Annotated in this window: 13 protein-coding genes; 8 read left to right on the top strand and 5 right to left on the bottom strand. The window is 71.1% G+C overall.

Annotated features, from left to right (window positions below):
- Window positions 1–246 precede the first annotated feature (246 nt).
- Complete coding sequence (adhP, locus tag ACFW2Y_RS26410) at window positions 247–1,257, bottom strand: alcohol dehydrogenase AdhP (RefSeq protein WP_384884078.1); 1,011 nt, start codon at window positions 1,255–1,257, stop codon at window positions 247–249.
- Between the two features lie 239 nt (window positions 1,258–1,496).
- Here adhP and gap point away from each other — a divergent pair, with 239 nt between their 5' ends.
- From gap to ACFW2Y_RS26425, 3 genes are all read left to right on the top strand, one after another.
- Window positions 1,497–2,525 carry a type I glyceraldehyde-3-phosphate dehydrogenase gene (gene gap / locus ACFW2Y_RS26415; RefSeq protein WP_384884081.1) on the top strand — a complete coding sequence of 343 codons (1,029 nt, stop codon included), beginning with the start codon at window positions 1,497–1,499 and terminating at the stop codon, window positions 2,523–2,525.
- Between the two features lie 742 nt (window positions 2,526–3,267).
- Window positions 3,268–5,928: a bifunctional acetaldehyde-CoA/alcohol dehydrogenase gene (adhE, locus tag ACFW2Y_RS26420; RefSeq protein WP_384884085.1), complete on the top strand. Its 2,661-nt coding sequence runs from the start codon at window positions 3,268–3,270 to the stop codon at window positions 5,926–5,928.
- Between the two features lie 69 nt (window positions 5,929–5,997).
- A complete protein-coding gene (locus ACFW2Y_RS26425; RefSeq protein WP_384884088.1) occupies window positions 5,998–7,719 on the top strand; it encodes a GAF domain-containing protein in 1,722 nt (573 codons plus the stop codon).
- Between the two features lie 177 nt (window positions 7,720–7,896).
- Here the strand turns inward: ACFW2Y_RS26425 and ACFW2Y_RS26430 are convergent, their stop codons facing one another.
- Window positions 7,897–8,361: a pyridoxamine 5'-phosphate oxidase family protein gene (locus ACFW2Y_RS26430; protein ID WP_384884091.1), complete on the bottom strand. Its 465-nt coding sequence runs from the start codon at window positions 8,359–8,361 to the stop codon at window positions 7,897–7,899.
- A gap of 149 nt (window positions 8,362–8,510) precedes the next feature.
- The gene (locus ACFW2Y_RS26435) at window positions 8,511–8,837 is read right to left on the bottom strand and encodes an STAS domain-containing protein (RefSeq protein ID WP_384884094.1); all 327 of its coding nucleotides are present in this window, start codon (window positions 8,835–8,837) and stop codon (window positions 8,511–8,513) included.
- Between the two features lie 384 nt (window positions 8,838–9,221).
- Between ACFW2Y_RS26435 and ACFW2Y_RS26440 the strand changes: the two genes are divergently transcribed.
- Window positions 9,222–9,938: a response regulator gene (locus ACFW2Y_RS26440; RefSeq protein ID WP_384884096.1), complete on the top strand. Its 717-nt coding sequence runs from the start codon at window positions 9,222–9,224 to the stop codon at window positions 9,936–9,938.
- A gap of 300 nt (window positions 9,939–10,238) precedes the next feature.
- Here the strand turns inward: ACFW2Y_RS26440 and ACFW2Y_RS26445 are convergent, their stop codons facing one another.
- Entirely contained in the window at window positions 10,239–11,111 is an 873-nt protein-coding gene (locus ACFW2Y_RS26445) for a universal stress protein (protein ID WP_384884099.1), read from the bottom strand.
- A gap of 345 nt (window positions 11,112–11,456) precedes the next feature.
- Here ACFW2Y_RS26445 and ACFW2Y_RS26450 point away from each other — a divergent pair, with 345 nt between their 5' ends.
- From ACFW2Y_RS26450 to pflA, 3 genes are all read left to right on the top strand, one after another.
- Window positions 11,457–12,326, top strand: coding sequence for a universal stress protein (locus tag ACFW2Y_RS26450; RefSeq protein WP_384884102.1), 870 nt, complete (start codon window positions 11,457–11,459; stop codon window positions 12,324–12,326).
- Window positions 12,327–12,638: 312 nt separating this feature from the next.
- The gene (gene pflB / locus ACFW2Y_RS26455) at window positions 12,639–14,906 is read left to right on the top strand and encodes a formate C-acetyltransferase (protein WP_384884105.1); all 2,268 of its coding nucleotides are present in this window, start codon (window positions 12,639–12,641) and stop codon (window positions 14,904–14,906) included.
- The gene (pflA, locus tag ACFW2Y_RS26460) at window positions 14,903–15,631 is read left to right on the top strand and encodes a pyruvate formate-lyase-activating protein (protein WP_384884107.1); all 729 of its coding nucleotides are present in this window, start codon (window positions 14,903–14,905) and stop codon (window positions 15,629–15,631) included. The genes pflB and pflA overlap by 4 nt, the downstream gene beginning before the upstream one ends.
- Before the next feature lie 147 nt (window positions 15,632–15,778).
- Here the strand turns inward: pflA and ACFW2Y_RS26465 are convergent, their stop codons facing one another.
- A complete protein-coding gene (locus tag ACFW2Y_RS26465) occupies window positions 15,779–16,135 on the bottom strand; it encodes a hypothetical protein (protein WP_384884110.1) in 357 nt (118 codons plus the stop codon).
- A 686-nt stretch (window positions 16,136–16,821) separates the two neighbouring features.
- Between ACFW2Y_RS26465 and ACFW2Y_RS26470 the strand changes: the two genes are divergently transcribed.
- Entirely contained in the window at window positions 16,822–17,697 is an 876-nt protein-coding gene (locus tag ACFW2Y_RS26470) for a universal stress protein (RefSeq protein ID WP_384884113.1), read from the top strand.
- Window positions 17,698–18,034: the final 337 nt, after the last annotated feature.

The following is an 18,034-nucleotide window of genomic DNA, read 5'->3' on the forward strand; positions in this document are numbered from 1 at the left end:
CCGCTGATGTGGTGGGAAGTAAGCAGGCGGGCCAGCTCCTTGAAGGAAGTGTCGGGGTGTGCCTGGACCACCTCGCCGGTCATCACCTCGCCCACCGTCCGGTGGTTCACCACGGTTCTCATCTCCTTCGCCTGATCGGCTCCTGCCCGCTGTCCACGGCGTCACGGTCTTCGTCCCCCGGCGCTGGGGGACGGGTCTCGGGGCCGCGGATGTGAGGGCGTCCACTTCGCGGGACGCCGGGGTGTTTCACAGGTCGAAGACGATGCGTGCCTTGACCCGGCCGTCGAGCACCTCGTCGATGCACTCGTTGACGGACGACAGCGGCCGGGTCTCGTAGATCACGCGGGTGCGCCCGGCGGCGTGCAGCTGGAACACCTCGGCCAGGTCCTGGCGGGTGCCGACGATCGAGCCGATGACGGACGTGCCGCCGAGGACGGTGGAGAAGATCGGCACCTGGGCGACGCCGTCGGCGGGCAGGGCCACCATGACCAGTTTGCCGCCACGGCGCAGACCGGCCAGGGCGGTCGCGAAGGTCTCCTCGTTCACCGCCAGTGCCAGGGCCGCGTGGGCTCCGCCGTGTCGCTGGAGAACCGCTGCCGGGTCCTCCTTGCGGGCGTCGATGAGGATGTCCGCGCCGAGGTCGGCAGCGAGCCGGAGCTTTTCGTCGGAGATGTCGATCGCGGCGACCGTCGCGCCGGCGATCTTGGCGTACTGCACGGCCAGGTGCCCGAGACCGCCGATACCGGAGATCGCCACGAGGTCGGCCGGTCCGATGCCGGCCACCTTCAGGGCCTTGTACGTGGTGACTCCCGCACATGTCAGGGGTGCCGCCTCGCGCGGGTCGACGCCGTCGGGTACGGGCTGCGCGAAGTCGGCGTGGGCGAGCATCTTCTCGGCGTAGGCGCCGTCGGTGCCGTATCCGGTGTTGACCTGCTGTTCGCACAGCGTCTCCCAGCCGGTGAGGCAGTGCTCGCACCGTCCGCAGGCCCAGCCCAGCCACGGCACGGCCACGCGCTGCCCGACCGACAGGTGCGTGACGCCCGCGCCGATTTCCTCGACGATGCCGACGCCCTCGTGTCCGGGGACGAACGGGGGCGTGGGCTTGACTGGCCAGTCGCCGTGCGCGGCGTGGATGTCCGTGTGGCACAGTCCGGACGCTTCGACACGGATGCACACCTGTCCGGGGCCGGGTACGGGGTCGGGCCGCTCCTCGATCACCAGCGGTTCTCCCAGGGCCTTCACGACTGCTGCCTTCATCGCCTGCTCCTCTTGTTCGTCACTGTTTCCAGAGTGGTGCGAGGCGTCGGGAGAGGACAGAACCGGTCAGGACCTGTATGACGGGCCGTTCGGCCCGTGATCCGCCGGGCCGCTCGGCACGTGCGGGAGACGAGGGCCCAACGGCCCCGGGACATCTCCGTTCGACCCCTGCCCCCGGGCAGGCGGGCGCCCGCACGCTGACACCACCTGCATCGGCACCCCTCGGGAGGGCGGCGGACATGACCGTACGCATAGGCGTCAACGGCTTCGGACGCATCGGGCGGAACTACCTGCGCTGCGTCATGGAACGTGCGGAGGCCGCCTGCGGCACCCCGGTGGAGGTGGTGGCCGTCAACGACCTCGCTTCGCCGGCCGCGCTGGCCCACCTGCTCACCTACGACTCCACCTACGGCAGGCTCGGCCGCACCGTCGAGCACGACGAAGAATCGATCACGGTGGGAGGCCACCGCATCGCCGTCACGTCCGAACGCGACCCCGCCGACCTGCCCTGGGAGGCCCTGGGCGTGGACGTGGTCATCGAGGCCACCGGCCGCTTCCGCACCAGGGAGGACGCCGGCCGGCACCTGCGGGCGGGTGCACGCAAGGTGCTGTTGTCGGTCCCGGGCAAGGGCGTGGACGCCACCCTCGTCATGGGCGTCAACGAGTACACCTACGACCCGTACGCGCATCACGTGATCTCCAACGCGTCCTGCACCACCAACTGCGTGGCCCCGATGGCGAAGGTTCTCGACGAGCGCTTCGGGATCGTCAAGGGACTGATGACCACCATCCACGGCTACACCAACGACCAGGTCGTGCTCGACGGTCCGCACAAGGATCTGCGCCGGGGGCGTACGGCCGCGGTGAACATCATCCCGACCAGCACCGGTGCCGCCCGCGCCGTCGGTCTCGTGCTCCCCGAGCTCGCCGGCACCCTGGACGGCATCGCCGTGCGCGTGCCGGTCGAGGACGGTTCGCTGACGGACCTCACCCTCGTCCTTGAGCAGTCGGTGTCCGTGGAGGACGTCAACTACGCCTTCCTCGACGCCGCGGGCGGACCGCTGAAGGGGATCCTGCGCGTGAGTCACGCCCCGATCGTCTCGCGCGACATCGTCGGCGACCCCGCCTCCTGCATCGTGGACGCCCCCCTGACCCAGGCCCACGGGAACCTGGTCAAGGTCTTCGGCTGGTACGACAACGAGTGGGGCTACACCAACCGTCTCGCCGACCTGACCCAGTACGTCGCGGCCCTTCTCGACCCCCGATGAGAACCGGGCGCCCCGCCGACCGGGAAGAGGAGGGTGCCGCGGTGCGCGTCAGGAGGGTGCGACTCTGGCGGTGGCGCCGTAACGAGCTGCGGCACCGTTCCCACGCGGTGGAGGTCTGGATTCTCTTGGTCCTGGGCACGGCCGGGTTCATCGGTGCGCGCTGGGCGGCGCGGTGGCCTGGGAGGCCGTGCTGGAGGGGCGGGCCCAGCAACGGACCGAGCGCCACCTCACCGATGTGGTGTTGGTGGAGGATCCCGCCCTCGCGACCAGGGGCAGCATACGCACCGGGGCCACCGCCCGGTGGACCGCGCCCGACGGCACCACGCGAACAGCCCGGGTGCCGGTCGGAAGCCACCTGGAGCGCGGAGCGTGGGCCCCGGTACGGACGGACGAGGACGGGGCGATGACCTCCGCGCCGCTGGGGTCGGCCGCCGCGCGGTTCGATGCCGCGGTGGCCGCGCTCGCCGCCACGGTGAGCCTCGGTCTCCTGGTGCTCGCCGTCCACCGGCTCGTGCGACGGCGCTGCGAGCGGCTCCGCGCTGCGCAGTGGGGCCGGGGGTGGGCGCGGATCGCCCCTGAGTGGGACCGAGAGAACGTCGGACCGAGAGGTCCCGGAGGCCATCGGGCCCCTCACCGGGACCTTCGGGACCTTCGCCCCGGGGATCTCCGGCGGAAGGCTGTAGCTGACAGGACGAGCGGACACTCCGCGACGGCCGATCCCCCCGCATCCAAGGAGCCATCCATGACTCAGGTGACCAGTGACCCCCGCGACACCTCCCGCGGGGGCGTCCCCTCCGATGCGCGGATCGCCGTGGACGGACTCGTCGACAACGCCTCCAAGGCGCTCGCCGACTTCGAGTCCTTCACGCAGGAGCAGGTCGACCACATCGTCGCCAAGGCCTCGGTGGCCGCCCTCGACCAGCACACCGCCCTCGCCCGGCTGGCGGTGGAGGAGACCGGCCGGGGCGTCTTCGAGGACAAGGCGGCGAAGAACATGTTCGCCTGCGAGCACGTCACGCACAGCATGTCCCGGGCCAGGACGGTCGGCGTCATAGGACGCGACGACATCGAGGGCATCATCGAGATCGCCGAACCCGTCGGCGTGATCTGCGCGGTCACCCCGGTCACCAATCCGACGTCCACCACCGTCTTCAAGGCGCTGCTGGCCCTGAAGACGCGCAACCCGGTCGTGTTCGCCTTCCACCCCTCCGCGCAGGCGTGCAGCGCCGAGGCCGCCCGTATCGTGCGGGACGCCGCCGTCGCTGCCGGGGCGCCCGAGCACTGCGTGCAGTGGATCGAGGAGCCCTCGATCGAGGCCACCGGCTTCCTCATGCGCCATCCGGGAGTCGCCCTGATCCTCGCGACCGGTGGGAACAGCATGGTCAAGGCCGCCTACTCGGCGGGCAAGCCCGCCGTCGGCGTCGGCGCCGGCAACGTACCGGCCTATGTGCACCACAGTGCGGACCTGCGCAGGGCCGTCAACGACCTGGTGCTGTCCAAGTCCTTCGACAACGGCATGATCTGCGCGTCCGAACAGGCTGTCATCCTCGACACCGACGTGTACGACGAGGCCCTCGCCGAGTTCCGGCGCCTGCACGCGTACGTTGCGACGGCGGAGGAGAAGCGGAAGCTGGAGACCTACCTCTTCCCGCCGGACCCGGCCGGCCGGCAAGGCCGTGTCAATCCGGCGGCGGTGGGCCGGGGACCCGCCTGGATCGCCGAGCGGGCCGGGTTCGCGGTTCCGGCTGAGACGTCGCTCATCCTGGCCGAGGCGAGTCGCGTCGGGCCGGACGAGCCGCTGACCCGGGAGAAGCTCTGCCCGGTGCTCACCGTGCTGCGCGCCGGTTCGACCGAGGAGGGCTTCGATCTCGCGGCCGACATGGTCGCCTTCCACGGGCAGGGACACAGTGCCGTGATCCACACCGGCGACCCGGCCCTCGCCGAGCGCTACGGGCGCCGCATGAAGACCGTGCGGATCATCGTCAACTCGCCGTCGTCCCAGGGCGCGATCGGCGGCATCTACAACCGTCTGCTGCCCTCGCTGACTCTCGGCTGCGGCTCCTGGGGCAGCACGTCGGTCTCGGACAACGTCTCGGCCGCCCAGCTGCTCAACATCAAGCGCGTCACCACCCGGCAGAACAACCTCCAGTGGTTCAAGGTGCCGCCGAAGATCTACTTCGAGCCGCAGGCCATCCGCTACCTGGCCTCGATGCCGGAGGTCCACCGCGTCACCGTGGTCACCGACGCCACCATGACCCGGATCGGCCACGTCGACCGCGTCAGCCGTGTGCTGCAGCAGCGAGAGCGGCCCGTGACCATCCAGGTCATCGACGACGTCGAACCGGAACCGAGCATCGATTCCGTGCAGCGCGGGGCCGCCCTCATGCGCGACTTCCGGCCGGACACCATCATCGCCCTCGGCGGCGGGTCACCCATGGACGCGGCGAAGGTGATGTGGCTGCTGTACGAACAGCCGGACATCGACTTCGCCGACATGCGCCAGAAGTTCTCCGACATCCGCAAGCGCGCCTTCCGCTTCCCGGTGCTCGGCAAGCGGGCCCGACTGGTCTGCGTCCCCACCACCTCGGGCACCGGCGCCGAGGTCACCCCCTTCGCGGTGATCTCCGACCCGGCGACCGGCAAGAAGTACCCGCTGGCCGACTACGCCCTCACCCCCAGCGTCGCGATCGTCGACCCGGTACTCACCGCCGACCTCCCGGCGTCACTCGCCGCCGACAGCGGCTTCGACGCCCTCACGCACGCCACCGAGGCGTACGTCTCCGTCTACGCCAACGACTTCACCGACGGCCTGGCACTTCACGCCGTCAAGCTGGTCTTCGAGAACCTCGAAGCCGCCGTCACCGGCCAGGACGCACAGCGATCCCGGGCCCGGGAGAAGATGCACAATGCGGGCACCATCGCGGGCATGGCCTTCGGCAACGCGTTCCTCGGCATCGTCCACGCCATGTCCCACACCCTGGGCGCCACGTTCCACGTCGCCCACGGGCGGACCAACGCGATCCTCCTGCCCCACGTGATCCGCTACAACGGCACGGTTCCCACCAAACTGACGGGGTGGCCCAAGTACGAGAGCTACCGGGCACCCGAACGCTTCCAGGACATCGCCCGTGCCCTGGGACTGCCGGCCTCGACCCCCGCCGAAGGCGTCGCCTCGTACGCCGCCGCCGTGGAACGCCTGCGCGACGCCGTCGGAATCGAGCCGTCCTTCCGCGCCCTGGGCATCGACGAGACGGCTTTCATCACGGCTCTTCCCGAGCAGGCGCTGAACGCCTACGAGGACCAGTGCGCGCCCGCCAACCCGCGCATGCCGATGCTGGACGACATGGAGGAGATCATGCGAGCCGCCTACTACGCCGGACCCCGGCCACTGCCCTTGATCTGACGCTCCGGGCCACCCGTTCGGCCGATAGGCTGTCCACGGTACGGGCGGGTGATCGACGGAGGAGGCCCAGTGGGCGTGGAGGAGCCGCTGTCGCGGATGCCCCAGATGCGGCTCGATGAGCTGCTGGAGGAACTGCAGGCGCGCATCAACGCCGCCCGCAGCACCCGGGACCGGGTACACAGCCTGTTGGAGGCGGTCGTCTCGGTAGGCCGCGAACTGGACCTCTCACAGGTGCTGCGACGCATCGTGGAAGCCGCCGCGCTGCTCGTCGACGCCCAGTACGCGGCGCTCGGAGTGATCGGGCCCGACGGGCGGACCCTGTCGCAGTTCCTCACCGTCGGACTGACCGAGGAGGAGATCGCGGAGATCGGCCCCCTGCCGGCCGGACACGGCATCCTGGGCGAGCTCATCCGCAACCCCGAGCCGCTGCGCCTGACGGACCTCGGCGCCCATGAGGCGTCCTACGGATTCCCCGCCCACCACCCGCCCATGCGGACCTTCCTGGGCGTGCCCATCCGGGTGCGCGACGAGGTCTTCGGCAACCTCTACCTGACCGACAAGCACGGCGGCATGGACTTCGACGCCGAGGACGAGTCGGTCATCTCCACGCTGTCCGTGGCGGCTGGTGTCGCCATCGACAACGCGCGCCTGTACGAGGCGTCGCAGCGTCAGCAGCGCTGGCTCCGGGCCAGCGCGGAGATCACCAACAGCCTCCTCTCCGGCAGTCCGCGACTGGCGGTGCTGGAGCTCATCGCCCGCCGCGCCCAGGAGATCACCGGGGCCGGGCTCGCCGACGTCTCCGTGCCCGTCGCCGGGACGGACGACCTCGTCGTGGAACTGGCCGTCGGAGCGGACGACACCACCCGCAACGGGCTGGTGGTCCCGATCGAGGGCACCCTTTCCGGCGCCGCGTACAAGGCCGGCGCCCCCGTGACCACCGTCGGCCTCGCGCAGGACGACCGGTACACCGCCGGCCCCCGCCGCTTCGACGGGCTGGGCCCTGCGGTCGCCGTGCCCCTGGGAACAGCCGCCAAGGACACCCGCGGTGTCCTGCTGCTTGCCTGGCACCAAGGAGACCCGGTTTTCACAGAAGCAGAGCTGGAGCCGCTGCTGGCCTTCGCCGGACAGGCCGCGCTCGCCCTGGAGCTGGCCGAGCGCCGCAGCGAGGCCGAGCAGCTCGCCCTTCTGGAGGACCGCGACCGCATCGCCCGTGACCTCCACGACCTGGCCATCCAGCGGCTGTTCGCGACCGGCATGACCCTGCAGAGCGCGGCGCGACTCGTGCAGCACGAGGGCGCCGCCGAACGCGTCTCGCGCGCGGTCGGAGACCTCGACGAAACCATCAAGATCATTCGCTCCACGATCTTCGGCCTGCGCGCCCGCGAGGAGGACACAGGGCCGAGCCTGCGTGCACGGGTCGCCCGCACCGTGGGCGAGACGGCGACCACGCTCGGATTCCCGCCCCGTCTGAGCATGGAGGGCCTGCTCGACACGGACGTACCGCCGCAGGTGGCCGATCACGTCACGGCAGCCCTGACCGAAATGCTCAGCAACACCGCCCGCCATGCCCACGCCACCCGGGTCGAGGTCACCCTCCAGGCCACCTCCGACGAAGTCGTCCTCACCGTCACCGACAACGGCCGTGGCATCCCCGCCGACGGCAGGCGCAGCGGCCTGAGCAACCTTGAGGAGCGGGCCCGCAGCGTCGGCGGCGCCCTGGAGATCGTCTGCCCTGAGGAGGGCGGCAGTCGGCTGGTGTGGCGCGCGCCTCTCGTCTTTGGCCCCCGCTGAGTGACCGCCGGTTCCTCAGCCGGAGCGCATCCGATCCTCCCGGGTGGGACCGGGGCCGGTTGCCCGTCTGCAGGCCTCCCGCCGTTCTGAGGGGCGCCGTGCAGCGGGTGCCCGCAGTTCCGGCGGTGGGGGCGTGTGCCGCCGCGGAACTCGGACATCCGCGCGACCGGCAGGCTCCTACACGGTGAGCTGCATGCCCGTCACCAAATCAGGCCGGATGCGCAACGCGTTCGCCGTGGCGGGGTGTTGCGCCCATGGGCGCAGACGGGCGGCGAAACGCGCGAGTTCCCCCTCCTCGGTGACCCGGCGGGCGTATCCGGTGACCACCACGCTCCAGCCGAGGTGCGTCTCGGGGTCGATGACGTCGACCTCGTACGCCACCACGACACCTGCGGCCTGGGTGGGCGTCACGATGGAGGCGAGCGTGGCGCCGTCGTGCAACTGGACGATGATGTCCTCGCCGTCCATGAGGTGGTTGACCGGGCGGATGGCCGGCAGGGCCTGATGCGTGAAGACGATGCGCCCGAGCGAGATGCTGCCGAGCAGCCGCAGGGCCTCGGCACGGCCGAGCTGTCCCATTCGTCGCGGCGCCACCGCCTCACGGTGGTCGCCCACCGTGGTATGCGCCGCTTCGTCCTTCATCGTGCTCACCTTCTGCTCCGGCTCGGCCCCGGACGGCTTCGCCGCCTCCGGCCAGCGTCTCCCCTTACACGCTGGCTCGGTAGGGCCGAACGGACCTTCTCGGCCGTGCCCATTGCCGGCAGTTCCGAAGGCCGGATCTCCGCGACGGGTCACGCGAAGGAGCAGGGCACGGCCCGGTCCACGCCCAGGGTGCGGATGACGCGAGCGGGACGTCGCTGGATGTGGCGCAGGCGCAAACGCACACCGGCCGCTACGCACCGGCGGTGCATGCGCAGGAACAGCGCCACACCGGAACTGTCGCAGAAGGTGACGTCTGCCAGGTCGAGCAGCAGTTCACACTCGGTCTGCCGTGCCAGGTGGGTCAGCTCCGCCTCGATGTGCGCAACGGTGTACAGGTCCAGCTCCCCGGCCACGGCGACTGCCGTCGTGCTGGGGTCCAGCGGGGCCGTGGTCAGGCTGATCGGGAGCGTCGTCATGGCGGCTGCCCTGCTTTCTTGATCCAGGCGTGTCCCGGGGGCCTGAGTGCCCCGGCCCTGCCGGAACCGGAAGTCCATCAGTGCGCGAGCGTGGACAGCAGGTCCAGCGGGCCCGTACTCAGAGGGCCGAACGTCCCTCGCCGGCGATGCCCCGGCACAGCGGGAACACCTGGTCGCAAGGTGAGGAGGGCGGCGGTGCCGTTCACCCGGCTCGTGATCGTCGGCCACGGGATGCGGAGCGGGAATCTGCGACATCGGATACGGGTGTTTCCGGACCCTGTCCGGGTATGAGGGCCATCCGGCCCTGGGCGATGGTCCCGCTCGCACGGCACGATGCGCGCGGAGCCCTCAAGGGCGGAGAACTCGGCGAACACGGAGTGTGTGATGACGGACAGCAGCGGCAGCCTCACCGAGAAGGAGCCGGTCAGGGTCTTCCTCCTCGACGACCATGAGGTGGTGCGTCGCGGTGTGCACGACCTCCTGGACGCCGAGCCCGATCTGACGGTGGTCGGTGAGGCGGGCACGGCGGAGCAGGCGCTGGTGCGGGTGCCCGCCCTGCGCCCGCAGGTCGCCGTTCTCGACGTGCGCCTGCCGGACGGGGACGGCGTGAGCCTGTGCCGGGAGCTTCGCTCGCGCATGCCCGACCTGGCCTGCCTGATGCTGACGTCGTTCGACGACGAGGAGGCGCTGCTCGACGCGATCATGGCCGGTGCGTCCGGCTACGTCCTCAAGCAGATCACCGGTACCGACCTGGTCCACGCCGTCCGTACGGTGGCCTCCGGCCAGTCCATGCTGGACCCCGGCGCCACGGCCCGGGTCATGGCCCGGCTTCGTGGCGGATCCCCCCAGGAGGAACAGCGGCAGGGGCTGCCCGGATTGACCGAGCGGGAGCGGGAGATCCTCGCTCTGGTGGGGGAGGGACTGACCAACCGGGAGATCGGCAAGCGGCTGTACCTGGCGGAGAAGACGGTCAAGAACAACATCTCCCGGCTGCTCGCCAAGCTGGGTGTCGAACGCCGGGTGCAGGCCGCTGTCATCGCCACCCAAGCACTGGCTGCCCGGGAGGACCAGGTCGTACGGGAGGGCCGCCTGCGAGGCTGACGCCGGTCCACACGGGATGCGAACCGGCGAAACAGCCCCGCCTGTGCTCCGCCAGAGCTGAGCAGGGGCCGCGGTCGGCATTTCCCGGCGTGTGAAGAACGCGAAGGGGCCCAGACCTCCTGGGCCCCTTCCCGCTTTGATCCCGGCGACGTCCGGACGGGCACAGCGAACCCCGCCCTGGTCCGGGCCGGTTTCGATGCCGGGAGGTCGTCTCGCGAGGTCACCGCTTCGGCGGTTCGGACGGCGTCGTCCTGGCGGCGGGGGCCGGCCGTGTGACAAGTCCCCGCCACGAGGAGGCTGTCAGTCGTGCGGTACGACAGCGACGGGGCAGGGGGCATGGTGCAGGGCGGCGTGGGCGACCGAGCCGATGCGGGCACCGACGGGCGCGCGGCGCGTCCGTCGGCCGACCACGAGCAACTGCGCGTCCGACACGGTGGACAGCAGTACCTGTCCCGCGCTGCCGATCTCGACGTGCTCGGTCACCGGGACGTCGGGAAACCGTGCTCGCCACGGGGCGAGTGCCTCCGCCAGGGCCTTCTTCTCGAACGGCTCAAGCCCGCCGGCCTCGTCCGCGAGGAGCACCGAGCCGGGGCTGTAGGCGAAGACCGGCGGCAGGCTCCAGGCCCGTACCGCACGCAGGGCCGCGCCGCGTGCGGCCGCCTCCTCGAAGGCGAAGCCGAGCACCGCGTCGCTGTCCTCCGGCGTGCCCTGCTGGCCCACGACGATCTCGCCGCCCTCCGCCCGAGGCGTCTGCCCGTCGCGGGCGCGCACGGACACCACGGGTCGTTTCGCCGCGGCGATCACCTGCTGACCGTAGGAGCCGAGGAGGAAGCCGACGAACGCCCCGTGCCCCCGCGAACCCAGCACGAGCATCTCGGCCGCTTCGGCCTCCCTCAGCAGAGCGGTGACCGCGGTGTCCTGGACCACTTCGGCGGTGACCGTGAGAGCCGGGTGGCGGTCGGCGACGTGCGTCTCGGCCGCGCGGAGCACGGCGCGGGCGGACCTGGCCTGCGTCTCCCTGTCCTGGACGACGGGGACGTCCAGGGGCTGCCAGATCCAGGCGTGCACGATACGCAGCGGCATCCCGCGCAGTTCGGCTTCGCGTGCCGCCCAGTCCGCCGCTGCGAGGCTTTCCGCGGAACCGTCCACTCCTACGGTGATGGCGCTGGTCATGAGGGGGTGCCTCCATACGGTTCGACGGGCGTGGCCGCTTCGGCCGTGCTTCCTGTCCTCAGCTTCCGTGATGAGGAGGTGGTCCGCCGAGGGCCCATCGGTCCTGTCTCCCGGCCGTTCGGTCACGGCGTCGTGGTCGTCCGGTCGGTGATGCGCGGCCGCGAGGTCTCCTGGCCCACAGCAGGGACCTCCGGCCCCCTGCGCGCACCGTCCCGGCCGATCACTGTGGAGGGACAGGCCCGCCCAGCAGCGTCCCGGAGTGCCGGACGGCGATCTTCGGGCACCTGAAGTCAGCTCGCGTATGCCGCGTCCGGCCCGCCCGGCCGCCAGACCCACGGAGTCCCCATGTCCCGCACCGTCACCGCCGGCCTCGACGGATCCCCGGAGAGCCTCGCCGCCACGCAGTGGGCCGCCCAGGAGGCATTGCGTCGTGCCGTGCCGCTGCGGCTGCTCCGTGTCTGGAGCATCGACGAGGATCCCCGTACACGTGTGGTGGACCCGGCGATGGCAAGGGAATGGGGCGAGCGCACGCTCGCCATCGCCGAAAGGCGGCTGCGGGGTCGCCACCCGGGCCTGGACATCGAGACGGCGTGGGTGGCCGGCGACCCGGTGGAGGAGCTGTGCCGCGCTGCCGAGGAGGCGGAACTGCTGGTGCTCGGCTCCCGTGGCCTGGGTGGCATGGCCGGATTCCTCGCCGGGTCGGTTTCCCTGGCCGTGCTCGCCCGCACGCGGCGCCCGGTCGTCCTCGTCCGCCCGCACAACCCCCTGGAACCCCAGGAGGAACGTGAGGGGGAGGTGGTCATCGGTCTGGACGTGTCCGCCGCCGACGACGAGCTGCTCGCCTTCGGCTTCGCCGCCGCGGACCGGTACGGCTGCGGACTGCGCGTGGTGCACCGGTGGGCCGTTCCGGCGCTCTACGGCCCCGACATGCTCGACGCACTCCCGCTGCTCATGACGGAGGTCGGCGAAGACACGCGACAGGCGCTCGACGAGGCGCTGGCCCCCTGGATCGAGAAGTTCCCGGACGTGGCGGTGGTGCGCGACTGCCGCCAGGGCCGGCCGGCGCAGGACCTGATGGAGCTGTCGCACGACGCCCGGCTCGTCGTCGTCGGCCGCAGGGTCCGCCGGGCACGGCTCGGCACCCACATCGGGTCGGTCACCCACGCGGTCCTGCACCACTGCCTGGCGCCGGTCGCGGTCGTACCGCACGACTGAACGGACCCGACCACAGAGCGGCGCGCACCGATGTGGCCCGTCCGGCATCGGCCCCGGACGGCTCGGGCAGCCGTGCCGCCCGAGCGGCTGCCTCCCCCTCTCGCAGCGAGGACTCCGCGCGGCCCGTGAGGGAGGGCGCAAGCTCCCCCGCACGGCCGGGACCACCGGTCCTGTCCGCCCGGAACGACGAGGCCGTTCAGCGGCTTCGTACGACCCTTGCGGCCCTCGGCCGGTGGCAGGCGGCCGACGAACATCGAAGGCGAGGCCGGGCCACCTCGCCCGCCTCGCAGGCCGTCCCCTGGAGATGACGACATGACCGTAACCGTCCAGCCCTCTGCTGACACCAGCCCCACCGGCACCCCATGGCGCGGCTTCGCCGGTGAGGAGTGGCGGCGGGAGATCGACGTCCGCTCCTTCATCCAGGACAACTACACCCCTTACGAAGGCGGTTCCGCGTTCCTGGCCGGTCCCACGGACCGGACACTCGCCGTGTGGGAAGCCGTCGCCGCCCTCTTCCCCGAAGAGCGCAGCAAGGGCATCCTCGACGTCGACACGGCGACGCCCTCCACCATCACGTCCCACGCCCCCGGCTACATCGACCGCGACCGGGAGCTGATCGTCGGACTGCAGACCGACGCACCGCTGAAGCGGGCCATCATGCCCAACGGCGGACTGCGCATGGTCGAGAACGGGCTGCGCGCGTACGGCTTCGCACCAGACCCGTTCGTCACCACGGTCTTCGGTACCTACCGCAAGACCCACAACGACGGCGTCTTCGACGCCTACACCCCCGAGATGCTGCGCGCCCGCAAGGCCGGCATCATCACGGGCCTGCCGGACGCCTACGGGCGAGGCCGGATCATCGGCGACTACCGCCGCGTCGCGCTGTACGGGACCAGCCGACTGATCGAGGCCAAGCGCGCCGAGCGCTCGCGCCTCGACCACGTCCCCTCCGCGGCGGACGTTATCCGCGACCGCGAGGAACTGGCCGAGCAGATCAGGGCGCTGGGCGAGCTGGAGCGCATGGCAGCCTCCTACGGCTGCGACGTCTCCCGCCCCGCGGCCACCGCACAGGAGGCCGTCCAGTGGCTGTACCTGGGCTTCCTTGCCGCGGTGAAGGAGCAGAACGGCGCGGCGATGTCCCTCGGCCGCACCTCCACGTTCCTGGACGTCTACCTCCAGCGTGACCTCGACGAGGGGTACATCGACGAGAGCCGCGCCCAGGAACTCGTCGACGACTTCGTGATCAAACTGCGGATCGTGCGGTTCCTGCGCACGCCGGAGTACGACGCGCTGTTCTCCGGCGACCCCACCTGGGTCACCGAGTCCATCGGCGGTACCGGAGAGGACGGCCGCCCCCTGGTCACGCGCACCTCCTTCCGCTTCCTCCAGACCCTCTACAACCTCGGACCCGCCCCGGAGCCCAACCTGACCGTGCTCTGGTCGCGTCGACTGCCCGAGGGATTCAAGCGGTTCTGCGCCCAGGTCTCCATCGACACCAGCTCGATCCAGTACGAGTCCGACGACCTGCTCCGCCCGCGCACGGGTGACGACTCGGCGATCGCCTGCTGCGTCTCCGCGATGGCGGTGGGCAAGCAGATGCAGTTCTTCGGCGCCCGCGTCAACCTCGCCAAGGCCCTCCTGTACGCCGTCAACGGAGGCCGCGACGAGATGACCGGCGAGCAGGTCACCCCCGCGGCCACTCCGCTGACCGGCGAGTACCTCGACTACGCCGAGGTGGCCGACGCGTACGACCGCATGCTGGACTGGCTCGCCGCGACCTACGTCAACGCGCTCAACGTGATCCACTGCATGCACGACAAGTACGCCTACGAGCGCATCGAGATGGCCCTGCACGACCACCCGGTCCACCGCACGATGGCGTGCGGCATCGCGGGTCTCTCCGTGGCGGCCGACAGCCTCTCGGCCATCAAGCACGCGCGCGTGAAGGTCCTCAGGGACCCCACCGGGCTCGCCGTCGACTACCGGGTCGAGGGCGACTACCCGGCCTACGGCAACGACGACGACCGGGCGGACGGCATCGCCGTCGACCTGGTCCGCTCCTTCATGGCCAAGGTGCGGCGCCACCCCACCTACCGGGGTGCCGAACACACGCAGTCGGTTCTCACCATCACCTCCAACGTCGTGTACGGCAAGCACACGGGCAACACCCCCGACGGGCGCCGCGCCGGCACGCCCTTCGCGCCGGGGGCCAACCCGATGAACGGCCGCGACCACCACGGCATGGCCGCATCCGCCCTCTCCGTCGCCAAGATCCCCTACGACCAGGCGCGCGACGGCATCTCCCTGACCTCCACCATCACCCCTGAGGGTCTGGGCCACGACGCCGCGGAACGCGCCGGGAACCTCGTTGGTCTGCTCGACGCCTACACCGCCGCGGGCGGCTTCCACATGAACGTCAACGTGCTCGACCGGGCCACGCTCCAGGACGCCATGGAGCACCCGGAGAAGTACCCCGACCTGACCATCCGCGTCTCCGGATACGCCGTCAACTTCGTCCGGCTCACCCGCGAACAGCAACTGGACGTCATCAGCCGCACGTTCCACGGTGCGCGATGACCACCGGCCGTATCCACTCCTGGGACCTGTCCACCGGCGTGGACGGGCCCGGGACCCGGTTCGTCCTCTTCCTCAGCGGCTGCCCACTGCGCTGCCTGTACTGCGCCAACCCGGACACCTGGCATCTGCGCGACGGGGAGCAGGTCACCGTGGACGACGTGGTGGCCCGCATCGAGCGGTACCGCCGGTTCACCGACCTGGCCGGTGGGGGAGTGACCCTCACCGGAGGTGAGCCCCTGCTCCAGTCCGCCTTCACGGCCGAGGTCCTACAGCGGTGCAAGGAGCTCGGCCTGCACACGGCCCTGGACACCTCCGGTGCCCTGGGCGCTCGGGCCGACGACGCCCTCCTGGCCGCCACCGATCTCGTCCTGCTCGACATCAAGTCCTTCGACGCCGGCGTCTACCGGCGTCTGACAGGCGGCCGCCTCGCGCCCACCCTCGGCTTTGCCACCCGGCTGAACCGTCTCGGCGTCCCGGCCTGGATCCGCTACGTCCTCGTCCCCGGCTGGACCGACGACCCCGAGGCCGTCGACGGCCTCGCCCGCTTCCTCGCCGATCTGGACAACATCGACCGCGTCGACGTCCTTCCCTTCCACAAGCTCGGTACCGCCAAATACGACGCGCTCGGCATCCCCTTCCCCCTCCGCGACAATCCCGTTCCCGATGACGAACTGGTCGAGCGTGTGCGCGACCAGTTCCGCGCCCACGGACTCCGAGCACTGTGAGGCAACGGCATTCCTTGCCCGTTCTGTACGCACGCCGCTCCTGCCGTCCGATGTCGTCGGCCGGGGCCGCACCCCCGCAAGCAGGAGGGGACAGGAGCCGCTCGGGTACGGTGCGGGTCGAAAGGCCCTGGCCGTCGGCCAGTAAGGTCACGGCGTGGTGTCGGCCAGCCACGGGTCGGGGCCGAAGACCTCGTAGCGGATGTTACGGGCGGGAATTCCGCCAGGCAGCAGTTGCGCCCCGACCTCGCGCATGAAGGGAAACGGGCCGCACGGGTACACGTTCGCGTCGACGGGCAGTTCCGGCGTCTCGAGGTTCATCGGCCCCGTCCGGGAGCCGGTCGCCTGCTCCGCGTCCCGTTCGTACCAGAACGTGGCGCGCGCGTTCGACAGCGCGCTGATCAGACGGTCGGTGTCGGCGCGCAGGGCGTGGTCGGCGGGTGAGCGGTCGGCGTGCAGGACCGTGACGGGGCGGGTGGGGGCGGTGGCCGCCGGGTGCTCGAGCATGGAGACCGCGGAGAAGGGCGGTACTGTGCAGTGGCAGGCACCCTCTGATTTAACAGCTCAGTACCGCCCCACCCCTCTCGCGCGCAGGACGCGGGACCATGGTCCCGGTGTTCAGGGCCTCCCGGTCCGGCCCGGACCACGCGAGCCGGGACCCGCGGCCCCTGGGCGGTGCACGACGAAGGCGCGATGGTCCCGACGCGCTGATCAGGGCCGAACCGCCCTGGGCGACGCAGCGATGATGGCATGTCCAAGCCGCCCAGGGACTGTGCCTGACCGGCCGTGCATGCGTGAGTGCCCGGTTCCCGTCGTGCGGTCCGGCGAACGGGTCGTGGACGAAGCGCGGTCCGAGGCCGCTCACGAACGAGTCGCGGCTGTGGCGCGGCGCGTCCCCGGGGACAGTGGCCCCCTCTGCGCGCGCGTAGCACCCGCGCCGACGCGGACAGAGAGACCACCGCGCTGGGCGTCACCGCTTCCACGGCGCATCAGCTCCCCGAGGCGGGCCTGCCGGCGATCGCGGCATCCACCGCGGTCGGAGACCGGTACGGGCCGCCCTCGGACAGCACAACCAGGGCCGCTCAGGACCGTATCGGGGACGATCGGCCCCGGTGCCGTACGCCGGCCCCGTGTGAAGCTCACGTCATCACGTCCGCTGGGGCCCGCTCTCAGCGGCAGCATCGGGAGGCAACGTGTCTGGCGTCATCACCGTAGGACTGGACGGGACCGACCACGCCTCGGCGGCGGCGGACTGGGCGGCGCGGGAGGCTGAGCGTCGTGGATCGTCCCTGCGACTGGTCCATGCCTGGGTCTGGCGCCCCACCGACGTGGTGTACGTCGGGGACCGGGCGGCCGAGGAGCGGTGGGTGCGCAGCATGCTCGACGAGGCCCGGTCCCGTGTGGTCGGGCAGCATCCGGCCTTGGACGTCACCACCGGGCTTCTCGTCGACGATCCGGTGCCCGTCCTCCTCGCCGAGGCCGCACGCGCCGACATGCTGGTGCTGGGGTCACGCGGATACGGGACCCTGACCGGATACCTGATCGGTTCCGTATCGCTGAAGGTGCTGCGCCAGGCAGCCGGGCCGGTCGTCATGGTCGGAAAGCCGAACCCCGGCGCGCCCCAGCAGGCCACGGAAGTGATGGTGGGTGTCGAACCCGGGCAGATCGGTGACTCGGTCCTGGAGTTCGCCTTCTCCGCCGCGGCCGAACGCGGAGCGACGCTGCGTGCCGTACACGCCTGGAGCATCCCGACGGCCCTCGCTTGGAGCCCGGGCTCGCTGTATCTGGTCGACGAGGCGAACGGCCTGGAGCAGATCAACAGGGAAGTCCTGGCCGACACCCTCAAGCCGTGGCGCGACAAGTATCCACAGGTGGAGATCATCGAGCACTTCGAGATCGGTTCGGCCTCCGAGGTCCTGCTGTCCAACAGCGCCCGTGCCGGCCTGGTGGTCGTCGGGCGGCGCAGCCACGAGGAGGGCCTGCGGCGCCTCGGTCCGGTCACCCACGCCGTTCTGCACCATGCCACAGCCCCCGTGGCTGTCGTGCCTCATGACTGTCCCCCCAGGTAGGGCCGCCACCCGCGCCCCCTTGTCATGCGGCGACCGGCCGTCGTCGCCGGGCACCCGAGAAGACACAGCTCGGGGGGCAGCCCGAGCCCTCGTTGCCTGTGCGTACTCACCACTCGCCCCCTCACCTTCGCCGCCATGTCGCGGTCGGCCCGAGCCGAGTCCGCCTCCCGCGCGATCGGAGCATCCTGGGTGGACCGGTCGTTCACGTCGGACATGCGCGGTATCGGACTCGCGCTGCGGGCACCGTGTGGCGGCGTTGCCGCCGCCGGCCGCATGGTCGTCGGTCCTGTGCCTGCCGGACCCGCGTGCGGTCGTCGCGGCAGCGGATGGCTGCGCG

This window comes from Streptomyces sp. NPDC058877 (assembly GCF_042742855.1).
In the GTDB taxonomy this organism is placed as follows: Bacteria; Actinomycetota; Actinomycetes; order Streptomycetales; family Streptomycetaceae; genus Streptomyces.